We start from the raw sequence: 22,210 nt of genomic DNA, 5'->3' as shown, positions 1-22,210 counted from the left end.
TATGACAAGTGAATTGGTTATTTCAATTGCAGAGCGTGCCATTATGATTATCCTTCTAACAAGCGGTCCGCTATTATTGGTTGCTTTAATCACTGGTTTAGCGGTAAGTATTTTTCAGGCAACAACATCGATTCAAGAGCAAACATTAGCATTCGTTCCAAAAATCATCGCTGTATTAGCTGCTATCGTATTTTTCGGTCCTTGGATGTTATCACAAGTGACTAGCTATGCGAGAGACATTTTTGAGAATTTAACGCGTTATATAGGGTGAGTAGATGAATGAATTAATCCCGCATTTTACGGTTTTCTTATTAGTACTTGTGCGCGTATCGGCATTTTTTGTCACTGTGCCTTTTTTCTCGTACAGAACGATTCCGCCACAAGTTAAAATAACTCTCGCATTAGTTTTAGCTTGGATGATGTATTATACAATTGACGTTGAACCATTTGTATTTAATGGTGAGTACATACTTTTAGTGATGAAAGAAGCGCTCATTGGACTGTTACTCGGTCTAGTAGGCTATATCATCATGTCGGCAATTCAAATTGCCGGAAGCTTTATTGATTTTCAAATGGGTTTTGCCATTGCCAATATTATTGACCCGCAAACAGGTGCACAAAGTCCATTGATAGGGCAATTTTTTAATACGCTAGCAATACTCTTTCTACTAGCTATAAATGGACATCACATGATTCTCGATGGAATTTATTATAGTTATCAATTCTTACCGATGAATCAAGGTTTTCCTAATTTCGCAAATAACAATTATATAGAGTTTATCATCACAACATTTACGGCTGTTTTTGCGATTGCTTTTCAAATGGCTGCTCCTGTTGTAGCATCTTTATTTTTAGTCGATTTGGCGCTAGGAATCACAGCGAAAACTGTACCACAATTAAATATTTTTGTAGTTGGTTTTCCTATTAAAATTGGCGTTAGTTTTCTAGTATTATTCACAATGATGGCTGTAATGGTTCAAGTTATACAAAAGCTAATTACAATTATGATTTATGCTATGCGTGACTTAATGGCTATTTTAGGTGGTGGATAAAATGTTGCTACTGCTGGATTTAGATTTACAGTATTTTGCGGGAGAAAAAACGGAAAAGGCGACGCCCAAAAAACGACAAGATGCTCGAAAAAAAGGTCAGGTTGTCAAAAGTCAGGATATTTCCAGTGCGATTGTCATGCTCATGGTATTTATCTTTTTATACTTCTTTGCAGGTTCAATGCGAGACGATCTTTTAGCTTTTTTTAGGCAAACTTTTATTCATAACATACGCGTAGAATCACTAACAATTGATAGTGTGATGCGGCTATTTACAGAAACATTAGCGCAAATGGCTTTTATTATTGTTCCAATTATGGGAATTGCATTTGTCGGAGCATTAGTAGGTAACTTTCTACAGTTCGGCTTTCTATTTACATTAGAGCCGATGAAATTTGATTTAAAAAAAATGGACCCGATCAAAGGGTTGAAAAAAATATTTTCTGTTAAAGCCATTATAGAGCTGCTAAAGTCAGTATTAAAGATTGGCTTCATCGGTGGCGTTACGACAATTATAGTTTGGACAAATTTACCGGAAGTTTTGGCGTTATCCTTTAAAAGCCCATGGATAACTCTTATTACAGTGGGTAAGCTTGTTGGTATCATGGGGATTGCTGCTTCGCTCGTCTTACTTTGTGTATCCCTTTTAGACTGGATGTATCAAAAACACGATTACGAAAAAAATCTTAAAATGTCTAAGCAAGATATTAAAGATGAATATAAAAATAGTGAGGGCGATCCGCTGATAAAATCGAAAATTAAGCAACGCCAACGCGAAATGGCGATGCGTCGAATGATGTCAGAGATTCCAAACGCCGATGTTGTCATAACAAACCCAACTCACTATGCGATTGCCCTCAAATATGATGAGGAAAGTATGGATGCCCCACGCATCGTTGCCAAGGGTACAGACTTTATCGCTCAAAAAATTAAACTGATTGCGAAAGAACATGACGTCATTATGGTTGAAAATAGACCATTAGCACGAGCAATGTACGATCAAGTAGAAATCGGTGATCAAGTACCAGAAGAGTTTTTCAAAGCAATAGCAGAAGTGCTTGCTTATGTTTATCGAATTAAGCGGAAAATTTAAAGCTTTTTGTAGGAGGGACACAAATGAAAGTTCGCGATATAGGGGTTTTAGGTGCGGTTATTTTAATCGTTGCGATGCTCATCATTCCTCTTCCTCCGTGGATGTTAAGTTTCTTAATCGTCATTAATATTACATTAGGATTAATAGTACTGTTAACAGCAATGAGTATGAAGGAAGCGTTAGACTTTTCTATTTTCCCATCAGTTATTTTATTGTTAACTTTGTTCCGACTCGGACTGAGCGTTTCTACAACACGTGCCATTTTAGCAAAAGGTGATGCTGGTGCTGTTGTTGAAACGTTTGGTGATTTTGTAGTCGGCGGGAATGTACTAGTTGGTTTAGTTGTATTCTTAATTCTTGTGTTAATTCAGTTTATCGTTATTACAAAAGGAGCGGAGCGTGTAGCTGAAGTAGCAGCACGTTTCACACTGGATGCGATGCCGGGTAAACAAATGAGTATTGATGCTGATTTAAATGCAGGAATTATTTCTGAACGGGAAGCACGTGAACGACGCGAAAAAGTATCGGGTGAAGCGGACTTCTACGGAGCGATGGATGGTGCCACAAAGTTCGTAAAAGGGGATGCCATTGCCTCAATGGTCATGGTTATTATCAACTTATTATTTGGTATCATCATCGGTGTTGCGCAGATGGGTCTTTCATTTGCAGATGCAGCAAATCATTTTTCTAAGTTAACGGTTGGAGATGGTATTGTCTCACAAATTCCTGCGCTACTTATCTCTACAGCGACAGGGATTGTCGTAACACGTGCATCTTCTAAAGGTAGTCTTGGTGAAGATATTACAGGACAGTTATTTGCTCAAGCAAAACTGCTTTATGTAGCAGGTGGAACAATACTTTTACTTGGATTTTTCACACCTATACCTCTCTGGATAACACTTCCTATTGGTATTTCACTAATTGTTAGTGCTTATATGATGGATCATAAGAAACCAGAGGATGCAGAAGAATTACTTGAAATTGAGGAAGAAGTGGCAACAGACGGCATGAAGAGCCCTGAAAACGTTGTGAATTTATTAAATGTGGACCCAATCGAGTTTGAATTTGGCTATGGTTTAATACCGTTAGTAGATGCTGCTCAAGGCGGCGATTTATTAGATCGAGTCATTATGATACGTCGACAGTTAGCATTAGAATTAGGGATTGTCATTCCGGTTGTCCGTATTCGCGATAATATTCAATTACAACCAAATGAATACCGAATTAAAATAAAGGGTAACGAAATGGCGCGTGGTGAACTTCTGCTTGATCATTATTTAGCAATGAGTCCAGGAGATGATGATTCCATCGAAGGAATTGACACAGTTGAACCATCATTTGGCCTACCTGCAAAATGGATTACTGAGCAAGTGAAAGAGGATGCCGAAATGTTCGGCTACACAGTTGTTGACCCACCAAGCGTTGTGTCGACTCACTTAACGGAAATGATTCGTGCAAATGCTTATGAATTACTCGGTCGTCAAGAGACGAAGCAGCTAATTGATCATTTACGTGAAACGCATCCAATTTTAGTCGAAGAGTTGACGCCTACACCTTTATCGACTGGGGAAATTCAAAAAGTACTGGGTAAACTTCTACGAGAAAATGTTTCAGTCCGAAACTTACCAATTATTTTCGAGACACTAGCAGACTATGCAAAGTTAACGAGCGATACCGATATATTAACTGAGTATGTACGTCAATCATTGGCACGTCAGATTACTTCTCAATACGTAGGGGACAGCACATCATTAAAGGTCATAACAGTTTCGGGTAGAGTAGAGAAAATGATTGCTGATAGTATTCAACAAACTGATCACGGAAACTACTTAGCGATGGATCCACAAGATTCTCAAACTGTCTTGGAGACTATTGCTGCAGAAGTAGAACGTGTTTCCTTTATGGAGCAATCTGCTATTATCTTATGCTCTCCAGCAGTTCGTATGTATTTACGCCAACTAACGGAGCGTTATTTCCCGCAAATTCCAGTTCTGTCATACAATGAACTTGACGCTACAGTTGAAATTCAAAGTGTTGGGGTGGTGAATGTTGAATGAAAATGAAAAAATATTATGCATCCTCCATTCCAGAAGCGATGAAGCTTGTGCGTGCTGAATTAGGTGAGGACGCTGTCATTTTGAATTCAAAAGTAGTCATTACAAAAAAATTTTTTGGAATCATTAAAAAGAAAAGTTTTGAGGTTGTTGCAGGGATTGATTCAATGGAGCCAAGTAATGTGGCTCCAGCACCTGCAGTTTACCCTTTAACAACACCTAAAAAAGAAAATGTAAGGTTACAAGAGATTACGAATGCTGTGCAAGCTAAAGTACATCCAGTACAGCCACAGAATGATGCGCCCTTACATGAGGAAACGAGCATTTCTGAAGATTTGAGGAAGGAAATTGCAGATTTAAAATCTTTAATGCATTCCATGCATAAGAAGACTATCCAAGATCAATATCCCGATGAACTCTTACCCTTCATTGAATACTTAAGACAGCAGGAGCTAAGTGAGGAGCTCATCACAACGATTGGTGATGAGCTTTTTACGCATTTCAAAGAAGCGTCGGAAATCAATTTTTCTCAATGTAAGATGATTACGAAAAATTTATTGCGCAAAGAGCTAGAGGAACTTCCACTCGGGGGCCTATCCTATGAAAAAAAATATATAAATGTTTTAGGTCCAACAGGTGTCGGAAAGACTACGACCATTGCTAAAATGGCAGCTAGAGCAGTTTTAGAAAAAAAGAAAAAAATAGGATTTATTACGACAGATACTTACCGTATTGCCGCAATTGAGCAATTAAAAACGTATGCTGGATTGTTGCAGGCTCCTGTCGAAATTGCCTATAATGCAACAGATTTTGAACAAGCACTCCACCGATTGGCCCATTTAGATTTAGTGTTTATAGATACAGCAGGCCGCAATTATAAAGAGGTAAAGTATGTAGACGATTTACAACGTCTCATAAAATTTGATGATCAAGCGGAGTCCTTTTTAGTACTTGCTATGACAACGAAAGAAAAGGACATGGCAAACATATTAGAGCAATTTAAGCAATTACCAGTTGAAAAATTCATTTTTACAAAGATTGATGAAACAAATTCTATTGGCACAATGATTAATTTAATGATTAAATATAATAAAGGACTTGCTTACTACACGAACGGTCAAGAAGTACCAGAAGATATTGAAGAAGCTGATCTAGAAGCAGTACTAAATTTATTTTTCCAAGGTGAAGAAAAATGAGAGACCAAGCTGAAACATTACGCTTGAAAATGTTGGGACAGCAGGGCGGATTAGGTAGGGCAATTGCGGTTGTAAGCGGCAAAGGTGGGGTTGGTAAAAGTAACTTCACGATGAATTTTGCAACTACATTGGCCAATAAAGGGAAAAAAGTTGTCATCGTTGATATGGATATTGGTATGGGCAATATCAATATTTTAATTGGAAAAAATGTTTCTTATAGTTTAAAAGATTACTTGGAAGGAAATAAGTTACTAGATGAGGTAATATATGAAGGTCCTTACGATTTAAAGTATATTTCAGGTGGGTCTGGTATGTCGGGCGTCTTAGAATGGTCAGAGGAACTGTTTGAACGACTTATTCATGCATTTGAGCAGCTTCAAAAAAACTTTGATTACATCTTATTTGATATGGGAGCAGGGGCTACTAGCTGGTCATTAGATTTACTAGTCTCAATAGATGAAATTATTGTTTTATCAACGGCAGAGCCAACTTCTATAACAGATGCATATTCAATGATGAAATATATTCATATGCGAGATCCGGACAAGCAGTTTTATGTACTCTGTAACCGTGCTTTTAGTAAAGAAGAAGGACTGGAAACCAATGAACGCCTAAAGCGTACGATGAAACGTTTTTTGGACAAAGAGGTTACGATATTAGGCTCATTACCTGAAGATTCTGTTGTGCGTAAGGCTGTGCGTGAGCAAGTACCTTTTTCACTTGCTTATCCAGACGCACTTATTACAAAGACACTTCAACTTATAGTGGCGCGTTTTATGGAACACCGTGCGGAGGAAGTTCATGCACATGATCAGTCAGCGGGTAAATTCTTAACTAAATTAAGAAGTATTTTTTCGAAAGGACGTGATTAATTGGACTTTTTACATAAAAGCAAGCTATTAGTTGTTGATGATTCTGCTTTTATGAGAAAGCTAATTAGTGACTTTTTTGTTGGCAACTCGAAGGTTGAAGTAGTTGGAACAGCACGAAATGGGAAAGATGCGATAAAAAAGATTCAATCATTGCAGCCAACAGTTGTGACAATGGATATTGAGATGCCTGAAATGAATGGGCTTGAAGCTTTAAAAGAAATTATGGCTATATGTCCAGTACCTGTTGTTATGCTCTCTAGTACTACTCAACGAGGAGCAGAAAATGCCTTATCAGCAATTGAATTTGGTGCAGTAGATTTTGTCGCGAAGCCGAGCGGAACAATTTCTCTTGATTTACATAAAATCCAAACCGAACTTGTCCACAAGGTTGAACAAGCAGCATTGGTACCTATTTCAAAATTAAAGAAACCTTCTGGTAGTAAAAGACCACAAGAACAGGCATTAAATGCGAGTACCATTAGAAGAGAACCACGTAGTGAAAGCAGGGTGACTCCTGCTGTCAATGTTTCTCCGTCAAAGGTAGAAATAGCGAAGCCACACATTGAATGGAGTAAAGTAGGTAGGAAAATTGTGCTAATCGGAACATCCACTGGCGGACCTAGAGCATTACAAGAAGTAATTACAAAAATCCCGAAATCAATTCAAGCACCAATTTTAATTGTTCAGCATATGCCAGCAGGATTTACAAAATCTCTTGCTACTCGTCTGGATCAATTGAGTGAGATTACGGTAAAGGAAGCTGAGCAAGGAGATATTCTCCAAAACGGATTGGCCTATATTGCACCAGGTGGGTATCATTTAAAACTTAGAAAAGTAGGTACCTCCTTTGGCATAGTCCTTGATAATAATGAACCACCTAGATCTGGACATCGCCCTTCTGTAGATGTGATGTTTGAAGATGTGAGCCAATTTACAGATTTTGATAAAGTGGCAGTTATTATGACAGGTATGGGCCATGACGGCTCTAACGGACTAAAAGCACTAAAAAGTACTGGAAATGTGATTGCAATCGCAGAGTCAGCTGAAACTTGCATAGTGTATGGTATGCCGAAAGCAGCAGTGGAAACGCAACTTGTCGATGAAGTAGCAGATGTAGACGATATTGCACAAACAATAATGAAATATTTGCCTTAAAGGGGTGTCCTCTTATGGAAGTCAATCAATATTTAGAGATGTTTATTGAAGAAAGTAAAGACCATTTACAAGCGTGTAGTGAACATTTATTAGAACTAGAAAAAAATCCAGATGATTTAGCGATCGTTGGAGAAATTTTCCGCTCTGCGCATACATTAAAAGGAATGTCTGCGACAATGGGCTTTGAAGATTTAGCGGACTTAACTCATAAAATGGAAAATGTGTTGGATGCGATCCGAAACGAGAAAATCCATGTGTCTCCTGAAATTTTAGATGTTGTTTTTGAGTCTGTAGACCATCTAGAAGAAATGGTGATGGACATTGCGAATGGCGGAGATGGAAAGCGTGATGTATCCTCAACTGTAGCGCAGTTAAAGCGTATTGAATTAGGTGAGTACGCGATTCCTGAAGTAGTAGCAACTACTGAGACACCAGTTACTACTGTAGCAAGTGTTTTAGAGTATGACAGCTTTGAACAAACAGTTATTACACAATCTACTGAACAAGGTTTCAATGCATTTGAAATTTCAGTGAAATTACGTGAGGACTGTCTGTTAAAAGCAGCACGTGTATTCATGGTGTTTGAGATTTTAGAAAAAGATGGGGATGTTATTAAATCAAGTCCATCTGTAGAAAAGCTTGAAGACGAGCAGTTCGATCAACAATTTTCCGTAGCTTTCGTGACAAAAGAATCTGCTGAAAATATGCAGAAAAAGATTATGAAAGTTTCAGAAGTTGAAGAAGTGATTGTCGCAACTATTGAGACATCAGTTACTGCTGTAGCAAGTGTTTTAGAGTATGACGGCTTTGAACAAACAGTTATTGCACAATCTGCTGAGCAAGGTTTCAATGCATTTGAAATTTCAGTGAAATTACGTGAGGACTGTCTGTTAAAAGCAGCACGAGTATTTATGGTATTTGAGATTTTAGAAAAAGATGGGGATGTTATTAAATCAAGTCCATCTGTAGATAAGCTTGAAGATGAGCAGTTCGATCAACAATTTTACGTAGCTTTCGTGACAAAAGAATCTGCCGAAGATATGCAGAAAAAGATTATGAAAGTTTCAGAAGTCGAAGAAGTGATTGTCGCAACTATCGAACAAAAGCAATATGGTGAAAAAGAACAAGCAATTCAAGAAGTAGCAGCAACAGCAACAGTAGAAGCGGAGGCTAAACCTGCTACTGCACCTGAAAAAAATAGTGCAGCACCTGCACCTGAAAAAGCAGCAGTTCCTGCTAAGGCTGATAAAAGCCATGCGCCTGTTGGTAATAAAACAATTCGTGTTAATATCGAGCGACTTGATATATTAATGAACTTATTTGAAGAGCTTGTTATAGATCGAGGACGACTACAGTCTATTGCAACTGAGGTTAACCATGGAGAGTTAAATGAAACAGTAGAACGCATGAGCCGCGTCATGGGTGACTTACAAACTATTATTTTAACGATGCGTATGGTTCCGGTTGAAACAGTATTCAATCGCTTCCCAAAAATGATTCGTCAGTTATCTCGTGATCTAAACAAGAAAATTAACCTCGAAATTATTGGTGCTGAAACAGAACTAGATCGTACAGTAATCGATGAAATCGGGGATCCTCTTGTTCATTTAATTCGTAATTCTGTTGACCACGGTATTGAAAATCCTACAGCTCGTCTTGCAAAAGGTAAACCGGAAGAAGGAACAGTTGTCCTGCGTGCTTATCATAGTGGTAACTATGTCTTCATTGAAATTGAAGATGATGGAGCAGGTATTAACCGTGAAAAAGTACTTGCGAAAGCTATTTCTAAAGGAATTGTTACACAAGAACAATCATATGCAATGTCAGATAAGCAAATCAATGAGCTTATTTTGGCTTCTGGTTTCTCAACGGCAGATGTTATTTCTGACGTATCAGGCCGAGGCGTTGGATTAGACGTTGTTAAAACAACAATAGAATCATTGGGTGGAAATATTTCAATTGAATCTACACAAGATGTAGGCTCAGTATTCTCGATTCAATTACCACTGACACTATCGATTATTTCTGTCATGCTAGTAGAAATCGAAAAAGAAATTTATGCAATTCCACTTTCATCAATTATTGAAACTTCAATTATCCGTTCATCAGAAATTATGAATGCGCATAATCAAAAAGTAATCGACTTCCGTGGCAAAGTAGTACCACTAGTATTTTTAGAAGAAATCTTTGAGGTACCTCGCAAAGAACTACAGGAAGACGAATTCCATTCAGTGGTCATCGTTCGAAAAGGTGAAAAGCTTGCTGGTTTAGTTGTGGATTCATTCATTGGCCAACAAGAAATTGTTCTGAAATCATTAGGAAATTACTTAACGAATATCTTTGCAATTTCAGGTGCAACAATTTTAGGTAACGGGAAAGTAGCCTTAATTGTAGATTGTAACGCACTTATTAAATAAGGTGAATGAATAAGAGAGGTGTAAACAATGACAAACGCAGTGGAACAACAAAGTATTAAAGTAATTGTTTTTCAATTAGCAGATAAAGAATATGCGATTCCAGTGTCACATGTACAAGGGATTGAAAAACTAATGCATATTACACGTGTACCGAAAACGGAAAAATATGTAAAAGGTGTTATTAACCTACGCGGTGTCGTAACGCCAATTGTGGATTTACGTGAACGATTTGAATTACCTGTCTCTGAGCATGAAGAAACAACACGTATTATCATTATTTCATTAGAAGATATGGAAGTAGGTTTCGTCGTAGACTCTGCAAATGATGTGTTAGACATTCCAGCTGGCTCAATTGAACCACAGCCCGAAGTGGTAGGTTCACTGGAAGAAGAGTTTATTTCAGGAGTGGCTAAAATAGATAAACGATTATTAATTTTATTACATTTAGAGAAAGTACTAAATCCACTAAAGTAGGGATCGATAATGACATATAATCAAAAGATTACATCACTACATTTAGATGTATTAAAGGAAATTGGTAATATAGGTGCTGCGCATGCTGCGACAGCACTTTCCAATTTACTTGGTAAAAAAATTGATATGAAAGTACCAAAGGTTGAAATGGTGTCATTTAATGACATGATGGAGCTTGCTGGAGGATCTGAAAATGTCGTAGTTGGAATCTATCTACGCATTGAAGGTGATGCTGAAGGTAGTATGTTCTTTATCCTGCCGATTGAACAAGCAAATCGATTTATTCGTCGTCTCATATTTGATGAATCATTCGACTTTAAAAAACGACCTGTTTCAGAGTTAGGTTTATCGGCTATGCAGGAAATGGGTAATATTTTATCCGGTTCTTATTTATCGGCGTTATCTGACTTTACAAATTTAAAAATTTATCCTACTGTACCAGGACTAAGTGTTGACATGTTTGGTGCTATTATTAGTATTGGCTTGATTGAATTATCACACGTTAGCGATAATGTTATCGTCATAAACACATCCATTTTTGAAGACGGTGTAGAGGATCAGGAAACAGTAAGAGGGCATTTCTTCTTATTACCAGATCCAGACTCATTTGATGCTATTTTTAAAGCATTAGGAGTTTCGTAGATGATACTAAACAGTAGTAATGGGCAAGTTATCAAAGTTGGAATTGCACAAATGGATGTAGTAAAGTTACCAAATACGATAAGAACATCAGGTCTTGGATCTTGTGTAGGTGTTATTTTATATGATGAATCAAAAAAAATTGCTGGTTTAATACATGTGATGTTGCCGGATTCGAGTTTAGGTAGACAAGAGTCAATAAATGTGGCTAAATTTGCTGACACAGGCATTGCGGGAATGATTGACTTATTAAAGTTAGAAGGCGTTCAAAAGTTCAAGCTAAAGGCAAAAATTGCGGGTGGTGCGCAGATGTTTCAATTCACTTCAGATAAAGACTCCATGCGCATAGGCCCACGTAATGTAGAAGCTGTAAAGCAAGAGCTAAAGCGTCATGGAATTCGTTTAGTTGCTGAAGACACAGGTGGTAATAGCGGTAGAACAATTGAATTTAATCCTGCGACGTCGACATTACATATTCGAACGGTTAACCAAGGAGTGAGCGAAATATAATGTTTGGTTCTATTTTTTATAACCTATGGGGAGCGTTAATTGGCTTTTCTCTATATTTTTTTATTACATTTCTAAAACCCTATACACCACTACGTATTATCATAGGATCATTTGTGGCGGGAATATTTGTGTTTTTCGTCATGTATATTGTAAGATTTTTAATTGCTTACGTTTTATTCACACCAGAGGGCGATGAAGAAGTCGTTGAAGGTGGGCATGAAGAAAACGAATCAGACAATCACGAGGAAGAAAATCAAGAAACACCGACGGCCAACTCTGCCGTTGAGTTTCAAGATGAAAGCTCAGAAGAAATTGCTCAGGTTGTACGAACGATGATGAATCGTGAGGATGATCCGCAAGTAAATAATGCTTAAAAATGGGAGTCGCGAGTAGCGGCTCTTTTTTATAGTTATCTTAATTCTTTTGTATTAGTAAGATCTGACTGTATTTAAACTAAAAAATGAACGACACACAAATGTAAAGAATCTGTGATAGAGTACGAGAAACAAATGAAATTATAGTCGATTCTTGTTATAATATAGGAAAGAATTACATTTGTTTATGTTAGAGGCACATAGCTAGTAAAGCTTTGTTGCCCTCGACGAATGTACTATTTAAAAAACATCAAAGTAATATAAGACAGTGGCAAACAGACGCGTAAATGCGTTTTTCTTAGAGAGGTGGATTACATGACACAACCAATTCTGAACGATGAACAAAAGCTGTGGAACCGCTGGATAAATGAACGTGATCCAGATGCTGGTGATTTACTTATAAAAAAATATATTTCTCTAGTATCTTATCATGTACAACGCATTGGAGCGAGCTTACCAAAGAATGTATCACGAGACGATTTGACGAGCTTAGGTATGGTAGGTCTTTTTGACGCGTTGAATAAATTTGATATTAATAGAGACTTGAAATTTGATACATATGCTTCTTTTAGAGTAAGAGGAGCAATTATTGATGGTTTACGTAAGGAAGATTGGTTGCCACGCTCCGCGCGTGAGAAGGCGAAAAAGTTAGATGCACAGATTGAACAGTTAGAACAAAAATATATGCGTCATGTAACTCCTGAGGAACTTGCGGAACATATGGCTTTACCTGTTGAGGACGTTTACCAAACTGTACAAGAGCATTTCTTTTCAAATGTGCTTTCCATTAATGAGCAGCAAGATCAAGATGAGACTGAAGGAAAGTCATTTGTTATTCGTGATGATACGACTAAAACACCTGAGCAAGCTGTCGTCAAGTCAGAATTGCTTGGGGATTTAGCGGAAAATATCCAAAAGCTCAATGATAAGGAGCAGCTGGTGCTTAGTTTATTTTATTCTGAGGAATTAACATTAACAGAAATTGGAGAAATGCTTGAATTATCAACATCACGCATTTCACAAATCCACTCTAAGGCTTTATTAAAGCTACGGAAATTATTATCCAATGAAATGATTAATGCATAATAATCCTTATATACATATCATTGAAGGAGGGAGTCACATGAGTTTAAAGGGTGTCGAACTACAAATAGCTATTCCAAAAACGTTTGAAGCAGGAAAAATGGCTGATCAGGCACAACAACAAACTTTGGCTCAGCAAGTACATGCAAATGAAGCGTTAAAAAAAGAAATAGAACGCAAGCAAAAAGTTGTGAATACTTCAGAGGGTATGGATGGGATTAGTGAAGATGAAGAAGCAGGTGGCGAGTATATAAAAGGTACTCGGAAAAAGAAAAATAAGGATGATGAGAAGCGAGAAAAGCAGGCGCAGCATCCGTTTAAAGGAAATTTCGTGGATTTTAGTGGATAGGAGTTTACTATGACAATCATACTAATTGTGGTTCTATTTATTTTACAGCTAATTTCATTTTATTTCCTTATCATATTAAATACGAAGCTAGCAAAATTTAAGGACTTAGAAAAGAAGCAGGAGCGCTTAATGCGTGAAATGGATGATACCATCAGCGTCTATTTAGCTGATATGAAAGATGAAAATGATCGCCTAATTCAAGAGCTGCAAAGAGTTTCTAAGTCTGAAACTCAAACGAATGCTGTGAAACAGGAAGAACAGATTGTGAGACAAAAGGAGCAGGAGCAACCACCTTCTCTGACAAAGGAAGAAAGCACAGTAGACGGTTCTATTAGTCTAGATAATGAACAGCGTATTTATGTGCCCAAAAATATCGTAGCCAATGCTTATTCACGTCAGCAGCAAACTGGGGCTAAAACTGAAGCGAAGGTGGTACATTCGGACCATCAAGCAACTGATGCAACCAAAAAGCAAGAAGCTAAGCCATTAACAGTGGAACAACAAGCTGTTGAATTAGCGAAACAAGGTAAAACACCTGAAGAAATTGCAAAGCAGCTTCAAAAAGGGAAAACAGAAATCGAGCTTTTATTGAAATTTCATCAATAAAACAGTTGCGAATGGGATAAAGCTATGGTATAGTTGCAAATGGTGTTATTAATACACACGCGTTTTGATGTAGTAAGTGGTGCTCTAAGCTTAGGGTAGCTTGTTGCAAGTGATAAATGCGGAGGATAAAAACCAAACATACTAGGAGGAAATTCACATGTCAGTAATTTCTATGAAACAATTACTTGAAGCTGGTGTACATTTCGGTCACCAAACTCGTCGTTGGAACCCAAAAATGAAGAAATATATCTTCGTTGAGCGTAACGGGATCTACATCATCGATTTACAAAAAACTGTTAAAAAATTAGAGGAAGCTTATGACTTCATGCGTCAAGTTGGTCAAGACGGTGGTAAAGTTCTTTTCGTTGGTACGAAAAAACAAGCACAAGAAGCGATCAAAGATGAAGCTGAACGTTCAGGCAACTACTACATCAACCAACGTTGGTTAGGTGGTACTCTTACAAACTTCGGTACTATTCAAAAACGTGTTGCACGTATGAAAGCAATCGAAAAAATGGAAGAAGATGGAACTTTTGAAGTTCTACCTAAAAAAGAAGTAATCCAACTTAAAAAAGAACACGAACGTCTAATCAAATTCTTAGGCGGTATCCGTGATATGCACGCTCTTCCAGACGTAATGTTCGTGGTTGACCCACGTAAAGAACGCATTGCTGTTGCAGAAGCTATTAAATTAAACATCCCTCTAGTAGGTATTGTTGATACAAACTGTGATCCAGATGAAATCGACTACGTAATTCCTGCTAATGACGATGCTATTCGCGCTGTTAAACTTTTAACTGCTAAAATGGCTGACGCTTTAATCGAGTCAAAACAAGGTGAAGAGGAAGCTCCAGCTGTAGAAGCTGCTGCTGAGTAATTCACGTTTACAAAAAGGTGATAAGTGGCTCAGGACCCTTATCACCTTTTTTAGAACCTATCACTAAAATTTGTACAACCAATTTGAGGAGGAAACACTAAATGGCAAACATTACTGCACAATTAGTAAAAGAATTACGTGAAAAAACTGGCGCTGGAATGATGGATTGTAAAAAAGCGTTAGTACAAACTGATGGCGATATAGATGCTGCAATCGATTTCCTACGTGAAAAAGGTCTTTCTTCAGCTGCTAAAAAAGCTGACCGTATCGCTGCAGAAGGTACAACTTACATTTTAGAAAATGGAAACGATGCAATCATCCTAGAAGTAAATGCTGAAACTGACTTCGTATCTAAAAACGATAAATTCCAAGTATTAGTTGCTTCATTAGCTGAACAATTACTTGCTGCTAAACCTGCAACAGTTGAAGCTGCATTAGAGATTGCAAATGCTGAAGGTGTAAAAGTTGTTGACCAAATTTCAACAGCAATTGCAACAATCGGTGAAAAAATTACTCTTCGTCGTTTCGAAGTGAAAACAAAAACTGATGCAGATGCATTCGGTTCTTACTTACACATGGGCGGCCGCATCGGTGTATTAGTTACTTTAGAAGGTTCTACAGATGCTTCTGCTGCAAAAGATGTTGCTATGCATATCGCAGCTATTAACCCTACTTATGTTTCTCGCGATGAAGTTTCTGCTGAAGAAGTTGAACGTGAGCGTAAAGTATTAACTGAACAAGCTCTTAACGAAGGTAAACCAGAAAACATCGTAGCAAAAATGGTTGAAGGTCGTCTTGGTAAATACTTCGAAGATGTTTGCTTACTTGACCAAACATTCGTTAAAAACTCAGATCAAAAAGTACGTGACTTCGTTGCTTCAACTGGCGGTTCAGTAAACGGCTTCGTACGTTACGCTGTAGGTGAAGGTATCGAAAAACGTGAAGATAACTTTGCTGAAGAAGTAATGAGCCAAGTTAAAGGTAACTAATTTAGCCTGCGTTTGATCCTAACCAAATAATATCTAGATTTTCTAGACAAAAAATGGGGAACACAACATAACGTGTTCCCTATTTTTCCGAAATGAGCGAAAAAAGATATAATTGGTTCATCACCTAAAGTTGCGGATAACATTTGATAAACCACACGTTATGGTGATGTGCCACATAATTTTCTATTTTGCCTTATTCACAACTAGCAATTATTGTTATTTATACTATAATGGAAAAGGGAATAAGGATGTTTTAAATAAAGTCTGACGGAGGTTTACAATGAGTGTGCCACAATATAAACGAGTAGTTATAAAATTAAGTGGTGAAGCGTTAGCTGGAGAAGCGGGCTTCGGTTTATCACCAAAAATAATCAAGGCTGTTGCAGAAGAAGTAAAAGAAGTAGTAGATCTTGATGTAGAAGTTGCTGTTGTTGTAGGTGGCGGTAATATATGGCGTGGAAAAATCGGTAGCGAAATGGGGATGGATCGTGCAGCAGCCGACTATATGGGTATGCTAGCAACGGTTATGAACTCATTAGCGTTACAAGATGCACTGGAGAAATTAGGGATTGAAACACGTGTGCAATCTTCTATTGTAATGACACAAGTAGCAGAGCCATATATTCGCCGTAAAGCAGTTCGTCATCTAGAGAAAAAACGCGTAGTAATTTTTGCTGCAGGTACGGGTAACCCATTCTTCTCTACTGATACTACAGCTGCGTTACGAGCAGCTGAAATCGACGCAGATGCGATTTTAATGGCAAAAAATAATGTAGATGGTGTTTATTCTGCAGATCCGAAAATAGATGCAACTGCCATTAAATATGATACACTCACATACTTAGACGTTATTCAACAGGGCTTACAAGTAATGGATTCAACAGCTTCTACTTTATGTATGGATAACGATATTCCGTTAATTGTCTTCTCAATTACGGAACCAGGTAATATTAAACGTGCCGTACAAGGCGAGAAAATTGGAACAGTTGTTAGGAGGAATGCATAATGACTAAACAAGTTTTAGAACAAGCTAAAGATAAAATGAACAAAACAATTGCCGCTTTTTCACGTGAACTATCTTCAATCCGTGCAGGTCGTGCAAATGCTGCTCTATTAGATCGCATTACGGTTGATTATTATGGTGCACCAACACCGATTAATCAGCTTGGTGGTGTTTCGGTACCAGAAGCACGTCTATTAGTAATTACACCTTACGATAAAACAATTTTAGGTGAAATCGAAAAAGCGATTATGAAATCAGATATTGGTATTACACCAACAAATGATGGATCTGTTATTCGTTTAATGATTCCTGCTTTAACAGAAGAGCGTCGTAAAGATCTTGTGAAGCAAGTGAAAAAAGAAGCAGAGGATGCGAAAATCGCTGTACGTAATGTTCGTCGCGATGCTAATGATGATCTAAAAAAACTTGAAAAAGCTGGCGAAATCACAGAAGATGATCTACGTGGCTACGGTGAAGATATTCAAAAATTAACGGATGAATTCATCGTTAAAGTAGACCAAGTAACGAAAGATAAAGAAAAAGAAATTCTAGAAGTGTAAGCAACTATTCGCTTTGCATATCTATGATGGAACTTTTTGATGAGATGAAGGCGTCCTATAAATATCAGGACGTCTTTTCTCTTTACTGTTAAAAGATCTAGTGAAGTTTTATACATTAAACTTTAATGGTTTTAGGGAAATACCTTTCATCTATTTTTTCTTTCTTTTAAGATTAAGGGGAACTGTACTTTTCGTGAAGAGAAATACATTATTGAGGATTGAACGAAATAAGGGAAACAATACCCCTTTTTAACCTTAAGTTGAGCGAGCGTGATAAAAGCCTTAAAAGCCCTTCTTTATAAAGAGTTCTTCGCCAAAAGCTGGAATGACATTTTAGTGAAGACGTATGTCGAGTTAAGTTGATTTTCGTTTCGACTGTGCTCAGTAGTAACGAAAATGAACTCAACGTTATGGTGATAATTTTAAAATGTGTGTAGTTCTAAAATAAGATAGTTCATACATAGTCAATTTAGAGGGAAAAAAAAGACAAAAAGCGCTTTTGTTTGTTATGATAGGTTAGTATACGTCCGATTAGTTGTTGTGGGGGAGTTAGCATGTTTAAAAAGCTATTAGGTAAACAAATAAATATAGATTCACTATCATTGGAGGAACGTGTTGCCCTTGCTAAAAACGAGCCGATTCCTGCCCATGTAGCGATTATTATGGACGGAAATGGACGTTGGGCAAAGAAACGTGCCATGCCACGTGTTGCTGGGCACCATGAAGGTATGAAGACAGTACGAAAGGTAACTAGATTTGCGTCAGATCTAGGTATTAAAGTTTTAACGGTGTACGCGTTCTCTACAGAAAATTGGAAGCGACCAAAACCAGAGGTCGATTTCCTAATGCGTTTACCTGTAGAATTTTTAGGTTCCTTTTTACCTGAAATGATGGAACGCAATGTACGAGTTGAAATGATAGGCGACCCATCTTTGTTACCTGCACATACGCAAAAAGCGTTGTTTGAGGCGATGGAGGAGACGAAGCATAATACAGGATTAATACTAAATTTTGCTCTGAATTATGGAAGTCGTTCGGAAATGGTTAATGCCATGAAAACAATGCTTCAGAAGGTGCAGGACGGTCAATTAACGATGCAAGACATAACAGAAGAATGCATGACATCTCATTTAATGACGGCTCATCTGCCAGAGCCAGATTTATTAATTCGTACAAGCGGTGAAGTGCGATTAAGCAACTTTATGTTATGGCAGCTCGCCTATACAGAATTTTGGTTTACAGATACATTGTGGCCAGATTTTAGTGCGGAAAACTTACTGGAAGCGGTGGAAAACTACCAGAAACGTAATCGCCGTTACGGTGGGTTGAAGGGAGAAGAAACAACTTGAAACAACGAATTATCACGGCAATAATTGCAGCAGCACTATTTATTCCATTTGTTATCTATGGAAAAGTGCCATTTACAATACTTGTGCTTGCAATGGCTGTTGTTGGCTTTTATGAAATACTAAAAATGAAAGGTATTTCACTTTTTTCGGTACCTGGTTTTTTAGGGTTACTAACATTAATACTACTTGTAATACCAACGAACTGGTCAAATAAGGTAGTAGATGCAATTGGCTATTCCTCCAATTTAATGGTTGTGTATGGTCTAATGATGCTATTGCTCATATACGTAGTCCTTGTGAAAAATAAAATTACATTCGATGAAGTTGCATTTATTTTATTAGGTGCATTTTATGTCGGGTTAGGCTTCCATTATTTAATTGAAACTCGAAGCTATGGTCTAGAGTTTGTCGTATATTGTTTACTTGTAGTTTGGACAACTGACTCAGGTGCATATTTTGTTGGAAGAAAACTAGGCAAAAATAAGCTATGGCCTGAAATTTCACCGAAGAAAACCGTGGAAGGTTTTGTAGGGGGAATTGTCATTGCAGTAATCTTTGCTGTTGGGATGCAGGCAATTTATCCATTTGCGAATGGTTATGTCTCACTTATTTTCATCACAATCTTTGCGTCAATTATTGGTCAAATGGGCGATTTAGTGGAATCGGCTATCAAGCGTCATTTTGACGTAAAGGATTCAGGAAAAATTTTACCAGGGCATGGCGGTATTTTAGATCGCTTTGATAGTCTATTATTCGTCGTACCTTTACTACATTTTTTACATCTTTTTGGTAACTAGGAACAATAGCGTTCAGTCGGAACCGAAATCAACTCTACGTTATGGTGATGCGCCATAACAATAGCATTTTCCTCTAAACAGAGTGATAATAATCGTGCTATATCATTTGCTGAGATAGAAAAAGGGGACAATTTGTCGTGAAAAAAATTAGTTTACTTGGTGCAACTGGTTCAATCGGTTGGCAAACCTATGATATTTTAAAAGAACAACGTGATGCCTTTCATTTAGTGGCATTTTCTTCAGGAAAAAATATCGAAAAAACTCGTGAAATGATTGAAACTTTAAAGCCAGAGCTTGTATCTGTTCAATTAGAAGAAGATGCAATTATGCTTGCTAAAGAATATCCACAAGTACACTTTACGTTTGGTGCAAAAGGACTTGTAGAGGTCGCTACACATCCTGATTCGACCGTGCTTGTAAACGCGGTTCTGGGAAGTGTTGGACTAGAATCGACATTAGCTGCAATTCGCATGGGCAAAACAATTGCCATTGCTAATAAAGAAACACTTGTAACCGCTGGACATTTAGTGATGGCAGAGGCCAAGAAATACAATGCAGCAATTTTGCCGGTTGATAGTGAGCATTCGGCGATTTTCCAATCGATGAATGGCGAGAATCCGAAAAATATTGAACGTTTAATTATTACAGCTTCTGGTGGTAGCTTCCGTGACAAAACACGCGAGGAATTGAAGCATGTAACGGTTGCAGATGCACTAAATCACCCGAACTGGTCAATGGGTGCGAAAATTACGATAGATTCAGCTACAATGATGAATAAAGGACTGGAAGTCATTGAAGCACATGTCTTATTTGATATGCCTTATGATAAAATTGATGTACTTTTGCATAGAGAAAGTATTATTCACTCCCTAGTTGAGTATCATGATACTAGTGTTATTGCACAGCTAGGTACGCCGGACATGCGTGTACCTATCCAATATGCATTAAGCTACCCAGATCGTATGCCGCTGCATAACGGACAACGACTTAATTTAGCACAAATTGGTCAGCTACATTTTAAAGAAATGGATTTTGAACGTTATCCAGCATTGCGACTAGCATATGAGGCTGGGCGCACAGGCGGTACAATTTTAACAGCGATGAATGCAGCGAATGAAGCGGCAGTTGCGGCATTTTTACAAGGGACAATAACATTCCTTGAAATTGACGAAACGATTGAGCGTGTAATGCAAGCACATAACAACATTTTAGTGCCAGATTTGCAAACAATTTTGCATGTAGACAGTGAAACAAGAAAAACAGTGTTAGACATGGTAAAATAAAGAGAGAAGATATCGTTAACTATTCGCTTTTAAAGGTGGGGTATTATGCAAACAGCTATTGCTTTTATTTTAATATTTGGCCTACTTGTATTCTTCCACGAATTTGGTCACTTCTTGTTCGCGAAACGGGCAGGAATTATGGTTCGAGAATTTGCAATTGGTATGGGACCAAAAATCTATGGGAAAACACATGGTGAAACAATCTATACGATACGTTTATTGCCGATTGGTGGTTACGTACGTATGGCTGGTGAGGACATGGATGGCGCCGAATTACAGCCAGGCTATCGAGTAGGGCTTATTGTAGATGAAGATAATGTGGTAAAGAAAATTATCTTTAATCAAAATAATAAGCAATTACCAGATCTGTTATTTTTAGAAGTTGAGCGTGCCGATTTAGAAAAGGATTTGTTTGTAGAAGGCTATGATGAAGAAGAAAATTTAGTTCGTTATAATGTTGCAAGAGATTGTATTCTCGTAGAAAACGGTAAAGAAACGTTAATTGCACCATATGATCGTCAATTTAACGCTAAAACAGTCGGTCAACGAGCAATGACAATCTTTGCAGGTCCGTTATTTAACTTTATATTAGCTTTTATTATTTATATGCTGATTGGATTAATTCATGGTGTGCCTACGTATGAACCAATCATCACAGAAGTAGTAGAAAATGATCCAGCCGCACAAGCAGGAATGCTTGCAGGCGATAGAGTAACTGCCATCGATGGACAAGTAGTTAATAAATGGCAAGATTTAGCTGCTTTTATACAAGATCATCCAAGTGAAAATATTACTGTAACAGTTGATCGAAATGGTCAAAAAGTTAACCTAAATATGAAGGTAAAAGAAAAAATAGAACAAAATGGCAAAAAATATGGTCAAATAGGGGTTAAGTATGAAAGCCCGCGTGAATTTAATCCATTAAAGGCTGTTGTTTATGGCGCTCAAGAAACTTATAATATGACTGCTCGAATATTTGAATTGCTTGGTATGTTAATTACCGGTAAATTCACGATAGATGCTCTATCAGGTCCAGTAGGAATTTATAAAGCGACAGAGCAAGTAGCTCAATATGGATTCATCAATTTAATGAATTGGGCTGCGATGTTAAGTATTAACCTTGGTATTATGAACTTACTACCGCTTCCAGCTCTTGACGGTGGTCGTCTATTATTCTTTGGCTTCGAAGCTGTAAGAGGTAAACCAATCGATCGTCAAAAAGAGGGTCTTGTGCATTTTGTCGGTATCGTACTATTGATGATCTTAATGGTCGTAGTTACTTGGAACGATATACAAAGATTTTTCTTTTAACTTATTTCAGCAGATGCCAAACATCCGCTGAAATAAGTTAATGCCTCCGGCGGATGCCACGGAATCGGAAAGGAGTTCTTAAAGGATGTTAGCCTAAAATCATCGCATCCATGCGATAACGGCTAACTGACCTGCATCACGCAGGCCTAAGCACAAAGCCGATTCCGGAC

Annotated in this window: 23 protein-coding genes; all 23 read left to right on the top strand. The window is 37.7% G+C overall.

The genetic code is table 11. The annotated features are described in order from the left end of the window. Position 1: 1 nt before the first annotated feature. The 23 genes from fliQ to rseP all read left to right on the top strand — a co-directional run bounded on the left by fliQ (position 2) and on the right by rseP (position 22,040). Positions 2-271: a flagellar biosynthesis protein FliQ gene (fliQ, locus tag AMS59_RS08360; protein WP_053483288.1), complete on the top strand. Its 270-nt coding sequence runs from the start codon at positions 2-4 to the stop codon at positions 269-271. Between the two features lie 4 nt (positions 272-275). Next, positions 276-1,052, top strand: a complete 777-nt coding sequence (gene fliR, locus AMS59_RS08355) for a flagellar biosynthetic protein FliR (RefSeq protein ID WP_053483287.1) — start codon at positions 276-278, stop codon at positions 1,050-1,052. Between the two features lies 1 nt (position 1,053). Beyond that, positions 1,054-2,142, top strand: a complete 1,089-nt coding sequence (gene flhB, locus AMS59_RS08350) for a flagellar biosynthesis protein FlhB (RefSeq protein ID WP_053483286.1) — start codon at positions 1,054-1,056, stop codon at positions 2,140-2,142. A gap of 23 nt (positions 2,143-2,165) precedes the next feature. Beyond that, the gene (flhA, locus tag AMS59_RS08345) at positions 2,166-4,199 is read left to right on the top strand and encodes a flagellar biosynthesis protein FlhA (protein WP_053483285.1); all 2,034 of its coding nucleotides are present in this window, start codon (positions 2,166-2,168) and stop codon (positions 4,197-4,199) included. Beyond that, the gene (flhF, locus tag AMS59_RS08340) at positions 4,196-5,392 is read left to right on the top strand and encodes a flagellar biosynthesis protein FlhF (protein WP_053483284.1); all 1,197 of its coding nucleotides are present in this window, start codon (positions 4,196-4,198) and stop codon (positions 5,390-5,392) included. Before flhA ends, flhF begins: the two co-directional genes overlap by 4 nt. Then, the gene (locus AMS59_RS08335) at positions 5,389-6,264 is read left to right on the top strand and encodes a MinD/ParA family protein (RefSeq protein WP_053483283.1); all 876 of its coding nucleotides are present in this window, start codon (positions 5,389-5,391) and stop codon (positions 6,262-6,264) included. The genes flhF and AMS59_RS08335 overlap by 4 nt, the downstream gene beginning before the upstream one ends. After that, positions 6,265-7,419, top strand: a complete 1,155-nt coding sequence (locus AMS59_RS08330) for a chemotaxis response regulator protein-glutamate methylesterase (protein WP_082337434.1) — start codon at positions 6,265-6,267, stop codon at positions 7,417-7,419. Positions 7,420-7,433: 14 nt separating this feature from the next. Continuing rightward, complete coding sequence (locus tag AMS59_RS08325) at positions 7,434-9,836, top strand: chemotaxis protein CheW (protein ID WP_234007713.1); 2,403 nt, start codon at positions 7,434-7,436, stop codon at positions 9,834-9,836. Positions 9,837-9,863: 27 nt separating this feature from the next. Then, positions 9,864-10,310, top strand: coding sequence for a chemotaxis protein CheW (locus AMS59_RS08320; protein ID WP_053483282.1), 447 nt, complete (start codon positions 9,864-9,866; stop codon positions 10,308-10,310). A gap of 9 nt (positions 10,311-10,319) precedes the next feature. Next, positions 10,320-10,952 carry a chemotaxis protein CheC gene (locus AMS59_RS08315; RefSeq protein WP_053483281.1) on the top strand — a complete coding sequence of 211 codons (633 nt, stop codon included), beginning with the start codon at positions 10,320-10,322 and terminating at the stop codon, positions 10,950-10,952. Beyond that, positions 10,953-11,459 carry a chemotaxis protein CheD gene (locus AMS59_RS08310; protein WP_053483280.1) on the top strand — a complete coding sequence of 169 codons (507 nt, stop codon included), beginning with the start codon at positions 10,953-10,955 and terminating at the stop codon, positions 11,457-11,459. Beyond that, complete coding sequence (locus tag AMS59_RS08305; protein WP_053483279.1) at positions 11,459-11,833, top strand: hypothetical protein; 375 nt, start codon at positions 11,459-11,461, stop codon at positions 11,831-11,833. Before AMS59_RS08310 ends, AMS59_RS08305 begins: the two co-directional genes overlap by 1 nt. Before the next feature lie 315 nt (positions 11,834-12,148). Next, positions 12,149-12,919, top strand: coding sequence for a FliA/WhiG family RNA polymerase sigma factor (locus AMS59_RS08300; RefSeq protein ID WP_053483278.1), 771 nt, complete (start codon positions 12,149-12,151; stop codon positions 12,917-12,919). A gap of 37 nt (positions 12,920-12,956) precedes the next feature. Continuing rightward, entirely contained in the window at positions 12,957-13,265 is a 309-nt protein-coding gene (locus tag AMS59_RS08295) for a hypothetical protein (RefSeq protein WP_053483277.1), read from the top strand. Between the two features lie 9 nt (positions 13,266-13,274). Continuing rightward, positions 13,275-13,871 (top strand): hypothetical protein, encoded by a 597-nt coding sequence (locus tag AMS59_RS08290; protein ID WP_053483276.1) that lies wholly within the window; start codon positions 13,275-13,277, stop codon positions 13,869-13,871. 157 nt (positions 13,872-14,028) lie between these two features. Further along, a complete protein-coding gene (rpsB, locus tag AMS59_RS08285) occupies positions 14,029-14,748 on the top strand; it encodes a 30S ribosomal protein S2 (protein ID WP_049668466.1) in 720 nt (239 codons plus the stop codon). Positions 14,749-14,849: 101 nt separating this feature from the next. After that, positions 14,850-15,737, top strand: a complete 888-nt coding sequence (tsf, locus tag AMS59_RS08280; protein WP_053483275.1) for a translation elongation factor Ts — start codon at positions 14,850-14,852, stop codon at positions 15,735-15,737. A 280-nt stretch (positions 15,738-16,017) separates the two neighbouring features. Continuing rightward, a complete protein-coding gene (pyrH, locus tag AMS59_RS08275) occupies positions 16,018-16,743 on the top strand; it encodes a UMP kinase (protein ID WP_053483274.1) in 726 nt (241 codons plus the stop codon). Beyond that, a complete protein-coding gene (gene frr / locus AMS59_RS08270) occupies positions 16,743-17,300 on the top strand; it encodes a ribosome recycling factor (RefSeq protein WP_053483273.1) in 558 nt (185 codons plus the stop codon). The genes pyrH and frr overlap by 1 nt, the downstream gene beginning before the upstream one ends. Before the next feature lie 554 nt (positions 17,301-17,854). Then, on the top strand, positions 17,855-18,649 hold the full coding sequence (locus AMS59_RS08265; protein WP_053483272.1) for an isoprenyl transferase: 795 nt from the start codon (positions 17,855-17,857) through the stop codon (positions 18,647-18,649). Beyond that, positions 18,646-19,446 (top strand): phosphatidate cytidylyltransferase, encoded by an 801-nt coding sequence (locus tag AMS59_RS08260; protein WP_053483271.1) that lies wholly within the window; start codon positions 18,646-18,648, stop codon positions 19,444-19,446. Before AMS59_RS08265 ends, AMS59_RS08260 begins: the two co-directional genes overlap by 4 nt. 137 nt (positions 19,447-19,583) lie before the next feature. Then, positions 19,584-20,729, top strand: coding sequence for a 1-deoxy-D-xylulose-5-phosphate reductoisomerase (gene dxr, locus AMS59_RS08255; RefSeq protein ID WP_053483270.1), 1,146 nt, complete (start codon positions 19,584-19,586; stop codon positions 20,727-20,729). A gap of 45 nt (positions 20,730-20,774) precedes the next feature. Next, positions 20,775-22,040, top strand: coding sequence for an RIP metalloprotease RseP (gene rseP, locus AMS59_RS08250; RefSeq protein ID WP_053483269.1), 1,266 nt, complete (start codon positions 20,775-20,777; stop codon positions 22,038-22,040). Positions 22,041-22,210: the final 170 nt, after the last annotated feature.

This window comes from Lysinibacillus sp. FJAT-14745, assembly GCF_001275675.1.
GTDB lineage: Bacteria > Bacillota > Bacilli > Bacillales_A > Planococcaceae > Lysinibacillus.
This window is presented reverse-complemented; position numbering and strand designations above follow the sequence as displayed.

Excerpts from the sequence above, each read along its gene's own strand:
- AMS59_RS08310 (WP_053483280.1), top strand. The coding sequence starts at position 10,953 with ATGATACTAAACAGTAGTAATGGGCAAGTTATCAAAGTTGGAATTGCA.
- AMS59_RS08295 (WP_053483277.1), top strand. The coding sequence starts at position 12,957 with ATGAGTTTAAAGGGTGTCGAACTACAAATAGCTATTCCAAAAACGTTT.
- tsf (WP_053483275.1), top strand. The coding sequence starts at position 14,850 with ATGGCAAACATTACTGCACAATTAGTAAAAGAATTACGTGAAAAAACT.
- flhB (WP_053483286.1), top strand. The coding sequence starts at position 1,054 with ATGTTGCTACTGCTGGATTTAGATTTACAGTATTTTGCGGGAGAAAAA.
- AMS59_RS08305 (WP_053483279.1), top strand. The coding sequence starts at position 11,459 with ATGTTTGGTTCTATTTTTTATAACCTATGGGGAGCGTTAATTGGCTTT.
- AMS59_RS08300 (WP_053483278.1), top strand. The coding sequence starts at position 12,149 with ATGACACAACCAATTCTGAACGATGAACAAAAGCTGTGGAACCGCTGG.
- fliR (WP_053483287.1), top strand. The coding sequence starts at position 276 with ATGAATGAATTAATCCCGCATTTTACGGTTTTCTTATTAGTACTTGTG.
- frr (WP_053483273.1), top strand. The coding sequence starts at position 16,743 with ATGACTAAACAAGTTTTAGAACAAGCTAAAGATAAAATGAACAAAACA.
- fliQ (WP_053483288.1), top strand. The coding sequence starts at position 2 with ATGACAAGTGAATTGGTTATTTCAATTGCAGAGCGTGCCATTATGATT.
- pyrH (WP_053483274.1), top strand. The coding sequence starts at position 16,018 with ATGAGTGTGCCACAATATAAACGAGTAGTTATAAAATTAAGTGGTGAA.
- AMS59_RS08315 (WP_053483281.1), top strand. The coding sequence starts at position 10,320 with ATGACATATAATCAAAAGATTACATCACTACATTTAGATGTATTAAAG.
- AMS59_RS08320 (WP_053483282.1), top strand. The coding sequence starts at position 9,864 with ATGACAAACGCAGTGGAACAACAAAGTATTAAAGTAATTGTTTTTCAA.
- rpsB (WP_049668466.1), top strand. The coding sequence starts at position 14,029 with ATGTCAGTAATTTCTATGAAACAATTACTTGAAGCTGGTGTACATTTC.
- AMS59_RS08290 (WP_053483276.1), top strand. The coding sequence starts at position 13,275 with ATGACAATCATACTAATTGTGGTTCTATTTATTTTACAGCTAATTTCA.
- rseP (WP_053483269.1), top strand. The coding sequence starts at position 20,775 with ATGCAAACAGCTATTGCTTTTATTTTAATATTTGGCCTACTTGTATTC.
- AMS59_RS08265 (WP_053483272.1), top strand. The coding sequence starts at position 17,855 with ATGTTTAAAAAGCTATTAGGTAAACAAATAAATATAGATTCACTATCA.
- flhF (WP_053483284.1), top strand. The coding sequence starts at position 4,196 with ATGAAAATGAAAAAATATTATGCATCCTCCATTCCAGAAGCGATGAAG.
- AMS59_RS08335 (WP_053483283.1), top strand. The coding sequence starts at position 5,389 with ATGAGAGACCAAGCTGAAACATTACGCTTGAAAATGTTGGGACAGCAG.
- flhA (WP_053483285.1), top strand. The coding sequence starts at position 2,166 with ATGAAAGTTCGCGATATAGGGGTTTTAGGTGCGGTTATTTTAATCGTT.
- AMS59_RS08325 (WP_234007713.1), top strand. The coding sequence starts at position 7,434 with ATGGAAGTCAATCAATATTTAGAGATGTTTATTGAAGAAAGTAAAGAC.